The organism is Mesorhizobium sp. WSM4850, assembly GCF_055811735.1.
In genome coordinates, this window is sequence record NZ_JBVVPV010000012.1 from 45,699 (window position 1) to 60,305 (window position 14,607).

The following is a 14,607-nucleotide window of genomic DNA, read 5'->3' on the forward strand; positions in this document are numbered from 1 at the left end:
AGATTGCCTGCGAAAGGCATGACATGAACGAGAATGAGAAACTGGCGCAAGAAGTCAAAGCCTGGCGGGCCAAGGAAGGGCTCACTGCTGAAGCCGCGGCCAAGGAGCTGGGAATACCGAAGCGCACCTTTGAAGGCATCGAGCAAGGCAGAGGGTTCCCTTACCCGGTGCTCCTGCGCGTTGCCATGGAAAGCAAGGCCGTTTCGCATGATCCGATTCATGAGAAGGTGAATGGTGGTGGGCAACTCCAGCAGAAGCCTCGAAAGAGCGTTTGATGGCTAAACATCCTGACTACCCTGGGGCTTCTTCCCGCGTCGTCAACGGCAAGGAGTACTGGCGCTTTCGTGCAAATCGCCATGCTCGGCAGATCGCCTTGCCCGGACAGCCGGGCGACGAAGCGTTTGGAGCCTGCTACCGACGTGCCGTAGAAGGTTGCATAGGCAAGTCGGAAATCATTGACATGCCGGGACGTGTCCTGCCGCGTTCGTTCGGGCACGCAGCACGGCGACTTGAAACCACGATGGAGTGGGCTGACTTCGATCCGGCTACCCAAGCCAAGAACAGCAACTTGATAGAGCGCTTCCTGAATATGCCTGTCGACCCCGAACATGTGCTGACATGGCGCGATGTGCCGGTTGAGTACATGGATGCCGACGGGCTTCGCACGATCATCGAAGGTATCTTTAAGACAAACCGCACCGTCGCCAAACACATGCTGGTAGCCGTCAAAAAGCTGCTCTGGGTGGCTATCGAAGTCGAGAAATGGATAAAGCCGCAGGATGATCCATCGTTGTCGATCCGCGTGCGCATACCAAAATCGACCAAGAACCCGGCTTGGCCAATTGCGATCCGAGAAAAGTATGAAGAGAGACATCCGATCGGTACAGCCGCTCGGACCTGCTATGCGCTGGGTTTCTGGCTCGGCAACCGACGAGGGGACATCGCTGACCTTGAATGGGATGATCTGGTGACTGAAGAGATCGAACTGTTCGATGGTTCCTTGGCATTGATCGAGGCGTTTGCCTTCCGACAGAAGAAGAATCGTAACCGCCATGGCGGGAGGGAGATGTTCATTCCCGTGGTGGACAAGCTGGCGGCAGCGCTAGACCCACTTGACCGCTCGAAGGGTGGAACCGTCTTGAAGAACGGCTATGGCAACCCGTTTTCAGAGAAGAGCCTGACAGGCATGATGCAGCATTGGGCCCGGCAGGCTGACATTCCTGACGGCTATACGCTTCATGGCCTGCGCCGCACGTTCGGCACCTACCTCGCCGAATGCAACATCCAGGCACGCGCTATAATGGAAGCGATGGGACATTCTTCCATGACGGTGACGGACGATTACGTGCGCGAGGCCAACAAAAAAAGAATTGCAGTCGACATTGCGATGGCGATCAACCAGCGTGAGGAAAAGCGCGATCACATGAAGCGGCGGGCGGCTTTGCGGGTCGTGCGGTGAGCCAGAACTTCGAAGCGATTTATGACAGCGGCTTTCGTCGCTTTCTTCCTCGCCGTGCGCGCCGTGGGCAAAGCGTGGGCAAAGCGTGGGCAAAAGCCGATTTTTTGTAATAAAGACAATGGTCATGGTGGGCCCGGAGGGACTCGAACCCCCAACCAAGCGGTTATGAGCCGCCGGCTCTAACCATTGAGCTACAGGCCCCACACGCGGCTGGATTAATGTTTTTCCCCGAACCGCACAAGGCTTTCCGGATGGGCTGGCCGAAATCGTCCAAATCAGCCCATATTCAGACATTAGAGCGAGGTGCGTCGACTTAGACGCGCAAAATACAAAATACGCTCTAACGCTTTGAATCTACGCATCGAGCTTCCCGAAAATCGATTCCGATTTTTATGCCGATGCGGTAGTCGACAAGCGCGACTGGATCGCAGACCGAGGAGATTTTTATGACCAGACATCTTTTGCCCTTGGCGCTCGCCGCCGCAATCGCTTTTCCGGCGATCGCCGGCGCGGCCGATTCGCCGCCGCCGCCCCGCATCGTCGTCACTGGCGAAGGCGAAGCGACCGCGGCCCCCGATCTGGCGCTGCTGACGCTCAGCGTCATGCGCGAGGCCAAGACCGCGCGTGCCGCGCTCGATGCTAACAACGACGCCATGGCCTCGGTGATCGCCGCAATGAAGTCGGCCGGCATCAAGGAGCGCGACCTGCAGACAGCCGGCATCCAGATCAGCCCGCGCTACAATTATACCAACAAGCCGGACGGCAGCCAGGAAGCCGAACTCATCGCCTACCAGGTGACCAACACGCTTTCGGTGCGCATCCGCAACATCGACAAGACAGGCGAGATTCTCGACAAGGCGGTATCGCTCGGCGTCAACCAGGGCGGCGGCATCTCGTTCTCCAACGAGGATCCAACGGCAACTGTCACCGAAGCCCGCAAGAAGGCGGTCGCCGACGCAATGGCCAAGGCCAGGACGCTGGCCGAAGCCGCCGGCGTCAGCATCGGGCGGGTGCTGGAAATCACCGACCAGAACGTCGCGCCGCCGCCGATACCGATGAACGCCAAGGCCTTTGATGCGGCCCGCGAATCGGTTCCGGTGCAGGCTGGCGAGAATTCCTACACGGTGCAGGTCACAGTCACTTTCGAGCTGAAGTGACCGCCCGCTGAAGCGCGGGTAACCGGCAACATTGACTTTGCTGCATTAAAAAAACCCCCGAGGACTGGTCCTCCGGGGTTTTTTCGAGCCGCACCCTTCTATCTCAGGGGGCTCTACTCCAGACCGACCTTCGCAGAAGGTCATGTCCCTAAAGCTGACCTTCGCAGAAGGTCATACTGCCAGGCAGGCCGTGCCGGTTAGGCAACGTGCGAACGCTTAACGGTAGAGGACCGGACAGCCGCGCTCATTGGCGAACACGACCACGACGCGGTCGCCGTACTGGCGGCCCGCTACTTTCACGGTGCGGCGGCCGACGTCGATGATACGGGCACGGCGCAGACCCATGCGCTCTGCCTTGCCGAGGGCACGGTTTGGCGAGCAGGACCGGCGCCAGTCGCGTTCGCGGCGGCGTTCGCGGTAGTAACCATCGTCATCGCCGGAATAGACGCCGACGCGCGGTTCGTCGTTGTTGCCGAAGCCGAGATAGATGCTGTCTGCATGGGCTGTGGCGGGGATGGCGGCAAGCGTGCCGAGGCCGATAAGCGCCGAAAGGGCCGCAGTCTTGATCGTGTTGAACATGTCTTCTCTCCTTGTTCAGGGCTTCCGCCCGCCTTTGATCGAACCAATGTGTCTTACCGATGGCGAGAAGAATGCGCTTACGTATCTGAACTGTTTAGGAACCGGCCGTTCATTTCCGGTTCATGTAGCACAAGCAATTGCGCAGTCTTCTCGGCTTTCCGGTTCTGAACAATCCGGCGGGTTCTGAACCATTGGGTGGAAAACGCGCTGTCGGGCAGCCGGTTCCGGTTGCTGAAGGCCCGTCGCTAGGGCTCGTCGTCCAGCATGTGCTCGAAATAGTCGTCTGGCTCGGCAAAATCGGTCTCGCTGGCGCTGACCCGGCCGCGCATGGAGATGCCGGCCTCATGCACCGTCTCGGCACTGCCTGACACCAGCCTGTGCCACCAGTAGAGATCGTGGCCCTCGGCGACCAACCGGTAGGCGCAGGTTTTGGGCAGCCAACTGATGGTGCGCACATTCTGCGGCGTCAGACCGACGCAGTCCGGGACGCGCGCCAGCCGGTTGGCATAATCGGAACAGCGGCAAGTTTCGGCGTCGAACAGCCGGCAGCCGACGCTCGTCCAGTAAATCGCGCCGGTGTCTTCGTCCTCGAGTTTCGACAGGCAGCATTTGCCGCAACCGTCGCAAAGCGATTCCCACTCGGCCGGGGTCATCGCCTCGAGCGTCTTGATTTTCCAGAACGGCGTTTCCATCGACTGGATGTGGCCCCGGCCGGGGTCAAGGTCAAGCACCACAACAGTCGCAGGCCGGCCGGCACCATAGGCCGGCACCATAGGAATAACACGAAGTCGCCTTCAAAACGCCGGCCAATTGCCCTTCGTACCCGTTAATGCCCAATAACCGGAACCAATCCGGTTGATGAACAGTTTGGGCCGGGATGGGACGCCAAAGGAGGATTTTTAATGAAACGCCAACCACGGATTCTGGCAGGCACGGCACTTGGCCTGCTGGTGGCGTCCGCGCCGTTGGGCGCATTCCCGTTGCAGGGCAGCGCCGCGTTCGACCCGCCGCAGAGTACCGCCACGCCGTTGATCCCCGTGCAGTCGAATTGCCCCGAAGGCGAGTCGGCAGAAGGCTGCGCACCGCAGGCGGAACCGGAGCAGAAGCCTCGCAAGAAGCGCGAGCGGCAGGCTGAACAGGCCGCGCCTTCCGGCGAGGAGCAGCAGGGCGGTCAGCGCAGGAAGCGCGAGCAGCAACAGCAGGAGGCCGAGCAGGCCGCACCTGCCAGCGAGGAACAGCCCGAGCCGCGCAGAAAGAAGCGCGACCAGCAACAGCAGGAGGCCGAGCAAGCCGCACCTGCCAGCGATGAACAGCCCGAGCCACGCAGAAAGAAACGTGACCGGCAACAGCAGGAGGAAGCCGCACCGGCCGAACGGCCCGCCGAGCAGGCCGCGCCTGCCAGCGACGAACAGCCCGAACCGCGCAGAAAGAAGCGGGAGCAGCAGCAGGAGGCAGCACCTGCCGAAAAGCCCGCCGAGCAGGCCGCGCCTGGCGAAGAGGCCGCACCTGCAAATGACAACGAGCAGGTCACGCCGCGCAGGAAGAAGCGGGAGCAGGATCAGCAGATCGAAGCCGCACCATCCGAACAGCCAGCCAGGAAGGAAGCCGGCGAGCAGGCCGAGCCGCTTCCGACCGACCAGCAAACGGCTCCCGCTGAGGGCGACAAGCCCCGGGATCAGGCCAGGGAACGTGGGAAGAAGCCTGTCGACGAACAGCCGGTGACGGGAGAGCAGCCCTCAACCGGCGAGCAGCCCGCCGAGCGCCAACAGGCCGCACCCGCCGAAGGGGAAGGTCCGGCCCAAGGCGAGGCTCCCGTGTTCGACAGCCAGAAGGAGCGCAAGCGCAGGGGCGGCAGGGACAACGCGCAAGAAACCGGCGGCCAGGACGCGGGTGGTCAGCCCACCCAGCAGGACGGCGAGCAGGCGGAAGCCCCGAGGCCGGCTCCGGTCGATCAGGGACCGCCGCCCACCGACGACAGGGCGGCCCAGCAGGCGATCAAGCTTGAGAGGATGGTTCGGGCGACGGAGGAAAAGGGCAGACGCGTTGAGCGTGCGCCCGACGAGGAAAACATTCGCCGCCGTCGGGAACGCCCGCGCGGGGTCGACGTCGTCAGGGAACTCGGCGACCGCGTTATCCTCCAGTTCAACAACCAGACGATCGTGGAAAGCGACGATGCGCCGCGAATGCGGCGTGGCGCGCGGAACGTCTACTATGAGGAGTTGTCGAGCAATCGCACCCGGGAAATCGTCGAGCGTGACAATGGTATCCAGATCGTCACCATCCGCAACCGCTACGGCGACGTCGTCCAGCGTTCACGCATCGCGCCCGACGGACGCGAATATGTGCTGAGCTATGTCGACGAGCGGCACTATGAGGACGATGGCGACTGGCGCGATCCAGGCGACGACCTGCCGCCGATTCAGATCGACATTCCGCGCGAGGAGTACATTCTGGATTCCGAGGAGGTCGAGGATCCGGACGACTACTATACCTTCCTTGAACAGCCGCCGGTGGAGAGGGTGCAGCGCCTCTACTCGATCGACGAGGTCAAGCGCTCGGCCCGCGTGCGCGACATCGCCCGCCGCATCGACCTCGACACGCTGAACTTCGAATTCGGTTCAGCCTCGATCCCCGAAACCGAGGTGCAGAAACTGGAAGGCGTCGCCAGCGCCATGGAGAAGCTGCTGGAGAAGAACCCGGCGGAAACCTTCCTGATCGAAGGCCATACCGATGCCGTCGGCAAGCCGGAGGCGAACCTCGCTTTGTCCGACCGTCGCGCGGAGGCGGTCGCCGAAGCCCTGAGCAATGCCTTTAGCATCCCGCCGGAGAACCTGACGACACAGGGCTATGGCGAGGAGTATCTCAAGGTCGATACGTCTGAGCCGGAGCGCGAGAACCGTCGCGTCGCCATCCGCCGCATCACCTCGCTGGTTGCGCCGGTCGCCAGCGCGAATTGACTCGCAGTTTCAGAAACCTGAACTGGTTTCTGGAATCTATGCGGGAAGACATAGCCCATCCCGGTTTCTCCGGGTTGGGCAATTTCCGGCAATCAGCCGAGGTTGAAGGAGAATGTAAGTCGCGATTTAACCAGGCATTGAATCGCGAGGTCGTCCACCCCAGATTCTGGCTAGGGCTTCCCTGCCCTGTCCCGACTCCAGCGGGACACATGAGCCCCGCCGGTACCCCCTCGCCGGCGGGGTTTTTGTTTCCTGCTTCGGTTGGGAAACGAGGGCTATCCGGTGCCAGTCAGTAGATATTTTTCACGTTGGTTTTCGAATTCGCAAACACCTCGTCCGGCACGAAGAAATCGCCGGCAAGCGGACCTGTCGCGTCAGGCGCATAGATCGAAAAATCGCTGACGCCCTCGGCGCCCAGCACCTCCTCGTCGATGTAGAAATTGCCGGTCGCTTCGCGCGACGGCCTGAGCAGGATCGCATGCGCGGCATCGGCCATGATATCGGGCGAACGGCTCATCGCCGCCACTGTCGCCCCGCCCAGAAGATTGCGCACCGCTGCCGTATCGATCGTCGAGATCGGCCACAGCGAATTGACGGCGATGCCGTCCCTGGCGAACTCCGCGCTCATGCCCAGCGTGCACATCGACATGCCGAATTTGGCCATCGTATAGGCGACATGGTTCTTGAACCATTTGGCCTTCATGTCGAGTGGCGGCGCCAGATTCAAGATGTGAGGATTGTCGGCCAACTTCAGGTGCGGAATGCACATTTTGGAAACCAGGAACGTGCCGCGTGTGTTGATCTGGTGCATCAGGTCGTAGCGCTTCATGTCGGTTTCCAGCGTGCCGGTGAGTTGGATGGCGCTGGCATTGTTGATGCAGATGTCGATGCCGCCGAATTTTTCGACGGTTCTGGCGACCGCCTCGGCCACCTGCCCCTCCTCGCGTATGTCGCACAGCATCGGCAATGCCTTGCCGCCGGCCTGCTCGATCTCCTCAGCCGCCGTATAGATCGTGCCCGGCAGCTTCGGGTGGGGCTCGGCGGTCTTGGCCGCGATGGTCACATTGGCGCCGTCGCGCGCGGCGCGCAGCGCGATCGCCAGCCCGATGCCGCGCGACCCGCCGGAGATGAACAGCGTCTTTCCCTTGAGCGACATGTCTTGCGCCTCCGTTGCAAATCGGTTGGTCGCGATCCTTGCCCCGTGCCGTCGCCGGATACAAGAGCGGGGAGCATCGAGAGATGGTGACGCTGCGGAGGATTTCCGCGGCGTCGCGCTGCCCCTCATCGCCCTGCCGGGCACTTCTCCCCGTATAGAGACGGGGAGAAGGACGCCTTCATCACAGCTTTTGCCAACTGGCAACGTCGCAAGAATGGAGCCGTGGCTGCGTTCAGCTCCCTTCTCCCCGTCACTATACGGGGAGAAGGTGCCGGCAGGCGCATGAGGGCAGCGCAAACTTTGACATGGTCGCCCCACATCCTGCCTTGGGACGTCATTCACTAAACCAGCACCAGGCCTTGCCGCATGGCGATGGCGATGGCGTCGGTGCGGTTGGCCGCACCTAGCTTGATCAGGATCGCCGCGACGTGGAACTTCGCCGTATGCACGGAAATGTTCAGGCGCCGCGCGATCACCTTGTTGGGCGCGCCCTCGGCCAAAAGCGCCAGCACTTCGCTCTCGCGCGGCGACAGCACCGGCCGGCCGGCGCTGTCGCCGACCGGCTCCTCGTCGTAGAGATCGTCGTCATGGAAGGCGAAATCGTCATGTCGATCGGACAAGGGGCGGCCCTCGCCCGAGATCCGATAGCCAGCCGCCGCCAGTCGCGCGGCGGCAGCGATCAGCAGATCGTCCACTGCCGGCGGCAGCACGGCAAACACGGTATCGGCCGGCCGCTGCCGGCTCGCTCGTTGCGACAGGAGCACCCGAGGTATCGCGGGATCGCTGGGCCCGCCTTCCACGCCGCCTCTTTCCAGGTAAACGCCATCGACGATCGCGACATCCGCTCTGTCGGCGCTATTGCTGCTACCGGCCACAATCGGCAGCAGATCGCCGGTCGCGGCAAGAGCGGTGGACAGGTGCTCGGCGCGCACGACGTCATCGAGCGCGATCAGCACCGTCAGCCGCCGCCCCGTGATCCTGTGACTTGCCATCGATCTTCTCAGTTTAGCGGCTTTTCGCCGATGGTCAGCACGACGTCGCGCCGTTCGCCGCCGCGCACCACGCCGAGCGTCACCGACGCGCCGGCGCTGTCCGGCCCGAGCCTGCGGATCAGCTCGCGCGGGCCGTGCACGGCCTCGCCGTTCCACGACGCGATGATGTCGCCAAGATGCAGGCCGGCCGCCTTCGCCGGGCCATTGTCGTCGAGGCTCATCACCATCGCGCCATGCGTGTCGCCGTTGCGGATCGGGTGCAGGCCGGCGCCGAGATAGCCGCGCGCGACATGGCCCTTCTCGCGCAGCGTCGCCACCGCCCGTTCGATCGTCTCGTAAGGCATGACCAGCGCCCGCCGGCGCGGCCCGAACAGCAGCATGCCGATCAGTGCGCCCTTGGCGTCGAGCACCGGGCCGCCCTCGAAACGGCCACCGGCATTGACGGCCAGATTGATGCGCCGGTCGATCGTGCCGCCGCGCATAGAGCGCCAGGCCGGACCGACCTCACCAACCGTTCCGAATGCAGCGAGCGACGCACCGTCGCTATTGCCGACGGCAATGGCCAGATGGCCCGGCCGCGCCGTGCCTGCCTCGGCCAGCGGCGGCACGTCCGGTGCGCCGGTCGGCTTCAGAAGGGCGGTCCCGGTGGATGGATCGCGGCCGACCAGCTCAGCCTTCACCTTGTCGCCCGAAGAAAGCGTCAGCTCGATCTCCTCGCCGGCCTCAACCGCCTCCTCGGCAGCGACAAAATAGCCGTCGCGCCAATGGAAGGCGGTCGCGGTGCGATGCTGATGCGTAGCGAAGCTCGCCGTCGCCGGCGCCGCTGCGGCGGCGATATCGGCTATGGCGTCAGAAAATGCGCTCAGATTGAAGTCGCTCATGTCGGTCTCCTGGGTCTTTTTCGCCTCGGCCCGAAAATCGGCATCGATTTTCGGAAAACACGGTGCGAGAACTCAAAGTCTTAGAGCGCACTTTGAGCGTCCAATGGACGCTCGTCGCTCTACCCCAGATATCGCTCGGCAGCGCGTTGGCGGGTACTCGCCTGACGGCTAGTTGGGCGTTGGACTGGCCATCTGGTCAGGTCGCGGCCGATCCGGCCGCTCCGCACATATAGGCATCCTTCATCTTGCTCTAAAGACACGGAGCCCTGCCATGGTCCCTCCCCGCCCAGCAATTGCAGTTCGACGATGCGCTGCTCGACGATTATTCGGCAACGGTCGCTGATGCCGTGGACCGCATCGGTCCCGCCGTCTGCCGCATCGAGCGCATCGGTGGTGCCGGCGGCCTGGGCTCCGGCTTCGTCATCACACCGGATGGGCTGGTCGTCACCAATTTCCACGTCGTTGGCGATGCCCGCAGCGTCCGTGTTACGATGCCGGACGGCGTCTCCAGAGAAGGCCGTGTTCTCGGCCGCGACCCCGACACCGACATCGCGCTGGTGCGTGCCGACGGCAGCTTTGCCGATATTGCGCCGCTCGGCGATTCCAAGCGCCTGCGGCGCGGCCAGATCGCCATTGCCATCGGCAACCCGCTCGGCTTCGAATGGACCGTCACATCAGGTGTCGTCTCGGCGCTCGGCCGCTCGATGCGTGCCTCCACCGGCCGGCTGATCGACGATGTCATCCAGACCGACGCAGCGCTCAACCCCGGCAATTCCGGCGGACCGCTGGTGTCGTCGGCGGGCGAGGTTATCGGCGTCAACACAGCCATGATCCATGGCGCGCAAGGCATCGCCTTCGCGGTTGCCTCCAACACCGCCAATTTCGTCATTTCCGAGATCATCCGCTTCGGCCGCGTCCGCCGCGCCTTCATCGGTGTCTCCGCCGATACGACAAACCTGCCGCGTCGCGCCGCCCTTTTGTCGCAAGTGTCGAGCAGCACGGCGGTGCGCTTGCGCAGTGTCGAGGCGAACAGCCCGGCCGCCAGAGCCGGCCTGAAAGAGGGCGACATCATCGCCGCCATCGACGGCCGCCCGGTCACCGGCGTCGACGATCTGGTGCGCATGCTCGACGCCGAGCGCATCGGCCGCGAAACGCTGTGCACAGTGGTGCGCCGCTCCGGCATTTCTCAGGTCACGCTGATGGCGGTGGCGCGGACGTAATAACTATCGCGGCGCAAACAGTTGGCCAAGCAGCGAAACCAGCAGCACTGCCAACTCGCCGGTCGGATCGAGGTCCGGATCGAAAATGGTCATGTCCATTCCGGTACAGCGCGGATCCGCCACCAGCGCCGCGAGGACGGCGATGAGATCGTCGGGATCGATACCGGGGCTGCCTGGTGAATCCACCGCAGGCATCACCGTCTGATCGAGCGCATCGACATCGAAATGCACCCAATAGGGCCAGCCGGTTCGCGCCAGCGTGGTCAAGGTCTTTTCCAGGACCTCTGCCGCGCCGAGCTCCCGCGCGGCAAAGACATCGATCAGCGTCATCGCGGTCGAAGTGATGTCGGGCCAGGCGAAGTCGGGGTTGCGGTTCTCGCGTTCGCCGATCTGAACCACCTGTTCGTCCGCAACAAGTGGGCTCGCGATCTCAGGCCAGTCGGTCAGCAACGGCTCACCACGTCCGGTGGCGAGCGCAAGGTCCATGCCGGCGGCCGAGCCGAGCGAAGCATCGACGTCGTAGTTGCCCGGATGGCGGAAATCGCTATGGCCATCGACATGGACCAGTGCCAGCGGACCGGATCGCCGTGCACCAGCCAGCGCGCCAAGCAGGACCGCGCAGTCGCCGCCGACGACCAGCGGGAACTCGCCTCGTCTCAGCGCGCCGGCAACCACTTCGGCGAGTCCGAGATTGAAGCTGCGTATCGCATTGCCGTTGCGCAGCCGGGTGCCCGGCTGCGGCTCCGTGTTATAGGCGGGCCGATCAAGATCAACCACTTTGAGGGGCGAAAGCGTCTCGATCAGGCCGGCTTCGGTCAACGCCTGCGGCGCACGCCACGTGCCCGGAATATGACCTGGCCTCAGCGGACGCAGGCCAAGGTTGGAGGGTGCGCGGACAAGGCAGATTTCACGCATGGAATGGGCCCAGGCTGATGAGCTCAGCATAGACCGCAAAGACATGACCGGCCACGCGGCTGAAGGCTTCAGCTGATATCTACAGACAATTCCTGCCAGCCCCTGTCTCGCTCAGCCCGCCGCGCCTTCGACAAACTGCTCCAGAAACTCGGCGCTCGGCGGGATCGGCTTGATCACGTCGATCAGCACGCCATTGGGGTCTTTGGTGATGAAATGACGCTGGCCGAAGGCTTCGTCGCGGAGCGTTCGCAGGATCGGCAGGCCGGCGGCGATGACCCGCTCATAGATAGCATCCGGGTTCTTGACCTCGAAATTGATCAGCAGGCCGGAGGTCCGGCCGCGCCCTTCCTCAGGAATGGTTTCATGATCGCCGTGGACGATGCCGAGATTGACGCGGCGATCCTCGGTTGATTGCAGATGCACGTACCAGTCGCTCTCGAACAGCGGCTTGAAGCCGAAGTGCGCGACATAGAAAGGCTTCGTGCCGGCAACGTCGCCGGTCATCAGCACCGGGTAATAGCTTGTCGTCTTCATCTTTCCTTCTCCCGTCAAATAACATACAGTCTGCATGCAAATACGCATTAACATACAGGCTGAATGTATGCAACAAAGAACCGCGCGCCGCTCCAACCGCGATCGCACCGAAGCGACGCGCGCCGACCTGATCGCCGCGGCGCGAAAACTGTTCACCGAGAAGTCCTATGCGGAGACCGGCACGCCAGAGATCGTGGCTGCGGCCGGCGTCACGCGCGGCGCGCTCTATCATCACTTTGCCGACAAGCAGGCGCTGTTCGCCGCAGTGGTCGAGCAGGAGGCGGCGGCTGTGGCGGAAGAGATCGAGCGCGCCTCGCCGCCCTCGCTGTTTGCCCGCGATGCGCTGATCGCCGGCTCGGATGCCTATCTTGCCGCCATGCGCGCACCCGGCCGCACCCGGCTGCTGCTGCTCGACGGGCCGGCCGTGCTCGGCCGCGCCGCCATGGACGAGATCGACAACAGCCACGGCAACCGCTCGTTGCGCGAAGGCCTGGTTGCCGCGATGCGCTCGCAGTCCATGATGAGATTGCCGGTGGAAGCGCTGACCGCGCTGCTTGCCGCCGCCTTCGACCGCGCGGCGCTCGCCATCGAAGCAGGCGCTTCGACCGAGGACTACCGTGCCGTTCTCATGGCGCTGATTGATGGTCTGTCGCCCCAGGCCCCTGGTTCGGCTCGAACTCGTTGAAACAGCCAAGCTGGCGCTTGAACTGGTCGATCAGCCAGGCCGCAGCCGGCTTCGGGCTGCGGTCGGCGCGGTGCATGGCATAAAGCGGCGCGCGGACTTCGCGATACGGCTCCAGATCGAGTTCCACCAGCCGGCCGTTGGCCACATCGTCAGCAATCAACCATCGCGGCAGTCCGCCCCAGCCCAACCCTTCGCGCATCAGCGCATGCTTGGTTCGCATATCCGTAAGTCGCCAGGTGCGGTAGGCATAGACGCCGTAGTCGCGCCCTTTGGTGCGCTCGGACTGGTCGCTGACGACAAGTTGGATGTGTTCGCGCACCTCCTCCAGCGGCACCGGCTTGGGAAGCAGCGCCAGCGGATGGCTTGGCGCGGCCGCCGGCACCATCGACATGAAGCCAATGCGCACAAGATGCGCGTCGACCTCGCCCAGCAGGCCGCCAATACCGAGATCGGCATGTCCATTGACGACATGATCGGGGATCAGCCCGAGCGTGCCGATATGCAGGCGCAGCATCACGGTTGGAAATTGCGCCTCGAACGCCTTCAACACGCGCACCAGCACGGTGGAAGGCAGCGTCGCATCGACCGACAGCGCGACTTCAGCCTCCAGGCCCTGCTTGTGGCTGTCGACGCGAGAGCGGATGCGCTGCAATACGCCGACCATGCGCCGCGCATCTTCCAGCGTCGCCCGGCCGACATCGGTCAGATGCGGCTCGCGCGTGCCCTCGCGCTCGAACAGTTTCAGCCCAAGCTGCGCCTCGAGATTGGCGATGGCGTAGCTGATGACCGACTGCGCTCGGTTGAGCTTGCGGCCGGCGGCGGAGAAGCTGCCGGTGTCGGCGACGGTGACAAGGATCTGAAGCTGATCGAGCGTCGGGTTTGGCTGCATCGTTCTATCCACTATTTGGATGGAACATACATAAAATATACCGGTTTTTCAAATGGGTCAGCTCGCCCATATAGGTCGGGACAGTTCAGCCAACCCTGGAGACCCGCCATGTCCATCCTTCTCGTCACATCCAGTCCGCGCGGCAATGCCTCGCATTCGACCCGCATCGCCACTCAACTTGCGGAAAAGCTGCTCGCCGCCGATCCTTCGGCCAAGCTGGTCGCACGCGATCTCGTGGCAAACCCGCTGCCGCACATCGATCCGGACTATTCGACCGGCATCTATACGCCCGCCGAGGCCCGCACCCAGCGCCAGGCCGAGGTCGTCGGCGTTTCCGACGGCGTGCTCGATGAACTGTTTGCGGCCGACACCATCATCCTCGCCACCGGATTCATCAATTTCGGCATCTCGTCGACGCTGAAATCCTGGGTCGACCACGTCTCCCGCACCGGCAAGACTTTCTCTTATGGCGAGAATGGCCCGAAGGGCCTCGTCACCGGCAAGAAGGTCTACATCGTCCTCGCCTCGGGCGGCATCTATTCGGAAGGCGCTGCCGTGCAGATGGACCACGCCATCCCTTACCTGCGCAGCGTGCTTGGCTTCATCGGCATGACCGACGTCGAAGTCATCCGCATCGAAGGCGTCGGCATGGGGCCGGATGCGGTCACTGCCGCTCTGGCCAAGGCATCAGCCAAGGTGGATGCCTTGGTGACATCGACAGTAAGCAAACAGGCTGCGGCGGCGTAGGCCGCCAGCCGTCGGCAACTTGAAATCAAAGGCAGGCGCCTGACAGGGCGCTTGCCTTGTTCGTTTCAAGATGCGCCGGAGACCGATCGGGTCTCACCCGAACATCTTCTCGCCCTGTTCGTCGACCAGCTGAATGCCCTTTTTGATCGAGATGTCGACAGCGTCGTCGAGCCCGGCAAAACGATCGGCGCGGATGAATTTGTGCTCCTTCATCACGCCGTCGATCTCCTTGGAAACCACGCCGCAGGTCTGGTATTGGCCTTCCGCCTTGTACGGCGTGGCGCTGATCAAAAATCCCTTGTGCTCGATCTGCTTTGCCGGTGCAGCACTCTTTGGCTCGCCCGCGTCGCCGCCGCCGCCGAAAAGACGTTTCAGAAAAGACATGAGCGCGCCCTCCAACGGCAATCATTCTGTATCACATAGCGTGGTGCAGGAT

The 14,607-nt window shown here is 63.1% G+C and carries 16 protein-coding genes and 1 tRNA gene; 7 read left to right on the plus strand and 10 right to left on the minus strand.

Annotated elements, in window-relative coordinates; translation table 11 throughout:
- Positions 1-23: 23 nt before the first annotated feature.
- Together AC0L2Z_RS14315 and AC0L2Z_RS14320 are read left to right on the plus strand one after the other, a co-directional pair.
- On the plus strand, positions 24-275 hold the full coding sequence (locus tag AC0L2Z_RS14315; protein WP_473534299.1) for a helix-turn-helix domain-containing protein: 252 nt from the start codon (positions 24-26) through the stop codon (positions 273-275).
- A complete protein-coding gene (locus AC0L2Z_RS14320) occupies positions 275-1,459 on the plus strand; it encodes a tyrosine-type recombinase/integrase (RefSeq protein ID WP_473628424.1) in 1,185 nt (394 codons plus the stop codon). The genes AC0L2Z_RS14315 and AC0L2Z_RS14320 overlap by 1 nt, the downstream gene beginning before the upstream one ends.
- Before the next feature lie 125 nt (positions 1,460-1,584).
- Here AC0L2Z_RS14320 and AC0L2Z_RS14325 read toward each other — a convergent pair.
- Positions 1,585-1,660 (minus strand) — tRNA-Ile (locus AC0L2Z_RS14325).
- A gap of 245 nt (positions 1,661-1,905) precedes the next feature.
- Between AC0L2Z_RS14325 and AC0L2Z_RS14330 the strand changes: the two genes are divergently transcribed.
- Positions 1,906-2,616 carry an SIMPL domain-containing protein gene (locus tag AC0L2Z_RS14330; RefSeq protein WP_473628425.1) on the plus strand — a complete coding sequence of 237 codons (711 nt, stop codon included), beginning with the start codon at positions 1,906-1,908 and terminating at the stop codon, positions 2,614-2,616.
- A 216-nt stretch (positions 2,617-2,832) separates the two neighbouring features.
- Here the strand turns inward: AC0L2Z_RS14330 and AC0L2Z_RS14335 are convergent, their stop codons facing one another.
- Entirely contained in the window at positions 2,833-3,195 is a 363-nt protein-coding gene (locus AC0L2Z_RS14335) for a hypothetical protein (protein WP_128175676.1), read from the minus strand.
- Between the two features lie 245 nt (positions 3,196-3,440).
- Complete coding sequence (locus AC0L2Z_RS14340; RefSeq protein ID WP_473628499.1) at positions 3,441-3,887, minus strand: YcgN family cysteine cluster protein; 447 nt, start codon at positions 3,885-3,887, stop codon at positions 3,441-3,443.
- A gap of 210 nt (positions 3,888-4,097) precedes the next feature.
- Between AC0L2Z_RS14340 and AC0L2Z_RS14345 the strand changes: the two genes are divergently transcribed.
- Complete coding sequence (locus AC0L2Z_RS14345; RefSeq protein WP_473628426.1) at positions 4,098-6,152, plus strand: OmpA family protein; 2,055 nt, start codon at positions 4,098-4,100, stop codon at positions 6,150-6,152.
- Positions 6,153-6,441: 289 nt separating this feature from the next.
- On the opposite strand, the gene AC0L2Z_RS14350 is transcribed toward AC0L2Z_RS14345, so the two are convergent.
- The 3 genes from AC0L2Z_RS14350 to AC0L2Z_RS14360 all read right to left on the minus strand — a co-directional run bounded on the left by AC0L2Z_RS14350 (position 6,442) and on the right by AC0L2Z_RS14360 (position 9,181).
- Positions 6,442-7,308 (minus strand): SDR family oxidoreductase, encoded by an 867-nt coding sequence (locus AC0L2Z_RS14350; RefSeq protein ID WP_128175681.1) that lies wholly within the window; start codon positions 7,306-7,308, stop codon positions 6,442-6,444.
- Positions 7,309-7,649: 341 nt separating this feature from the next.
- Positions 7,650-8,300: a helix-turn-helix transcriptional regulator gene (locus tag AC0L2Z_RS14355; RefSeq protein WP_473534295.1), complete on the minus strand. Its 651-nt coding sequence runs from the start codon at positions 8,298-8,300 to the stop codon at positions 7,650-7,652.
- 8 nt (positions 8,301-8,308) lie between these two features.
- Positions 8,309-9,181, minus strand: a complete 873-nt coding sequence (locus AC0L2Z_RS14360) for a S1C family serine protease (protein WP_128170290.1) — start codon at positions 9,179-9,181, stop codon at positions 8,309-8,311.
- A gap of 293 nt (positions 9,182-9,474) precedes the next feature.
- On the opposite strand from AC0L2Z_RS14360, the gene AC0L2Z_RS14365 reads away from it, so the two are divergent.
- On the plus strand, positions 9,475-10,401 hold the full coding sequence (locus AC0L2Z_RS14365) for a S1C family serine protease (protein WP_473628427.1): 927 nt from the start codon (positions 9,475-9,477) through the stop codon (positions 10,399-10,401).
- 3 nt (positions 10,402-10,404) lie between these two features.
- Here the strand turns inward: AC0L2Z_RS14365 and AC0L2Z_RS14370 are convergent, their stop codons facing one another.
- Together AC0L2Z_RS14370 and AC0L2Z_RS14375 are read right to left on the minus strand one after the other, a co-directional pair.
- Positions 10,405-11,316, minus strand: a complete 912-nt coding sequence (locus AC0L2Z_RS14370; RefSeq protein WP_287176508.1) for an arginase family protein — start codon at positions 11,314-11,316, stop codon at positions 10,405-10,407.
- Positions 11,317-11,427: 111 nt separating this feature from the next.
- Entirely contained in the window at positions 11,428-11,850 is a 423-nt protein-coding gene (locus AC0L2Z_RS14375) for a VOC family protein (RefSeq protein WP_473628429.1), read from the minus strand.
- A 67-nt stretch (positions 11,851-11,917) separates the two neighbouring features.
- On the opposite strand from AC0L2Z_RS14375, the gene AC0L2Z_RS14380 reads away from it, so the two are divergent.
- Positions 11,918-12,535 carry a TetR/AcrR family transcriptional regulator gene (locus AC0L2Z_RS14380; RefSeq protein ID WP_473628430.1) on the plus strand — a complete coding sequence of 206 codons (618 nt, stop codon included), beginning with the start codon at positions 11,918-11,920 and terminating at the stop codon, positions 12,533-12,535.
- Here the strand turns inward: AC0L2Z_RS14380 and AC0L2Z_RS14385 are convergent.
- Complete coding sequence (locus AC0L2Z_RS14385; RefSeq protein WP_128170293.1) at positions 12,477-13,424, minus strand: LysR family transcriptional regulator; 948 nt, start codon at positions 13,422-13,424, stop codon at positions 12,477-12,479. The two genes, AC0L2Z_RS14380 and AC0L2Z_RS14385, sit on opposite strands and share 59 nt — an antisense overlap.
- Positions 13,425-13,532: 108 nt before the next feature.
- On the opposite strand from AC0L2Z_RS14385, the gene AC0L2Z_RS14390 reads away from it, so the two are divergent.
- On the plus strand, positions 13,533-14,171 hold the full coding sequence (locus tag AC0L2Z_RS14390) for an FMN-dependent NADH-azoreductase (RefSeq protein WP_473628431.1): 639 nt from the start codon (positions 13,533-13,535) through the stop codon (positions 14,169-14,171).
- A 93-nt stretch (positions 14,172-14,264) separates the two neighbouring features.
- Here the strand turns inward: AC0L2Z_RS14390 and AC0L2Z_RS14395 are convergent, their stop codons facing one another.
- A complete protein-coding gene (locus AC0L2Z_RS14395) occupies positions 14,265-14,555 on the minus strand; it encodes an HlyU family transcriptional regulator (RefSeq protein ID WP_023799746.1) in 291 nt (96 codons plus the stop codon).
- Positions 14,556-14,607: the final 52 nt, after the last annotated feature.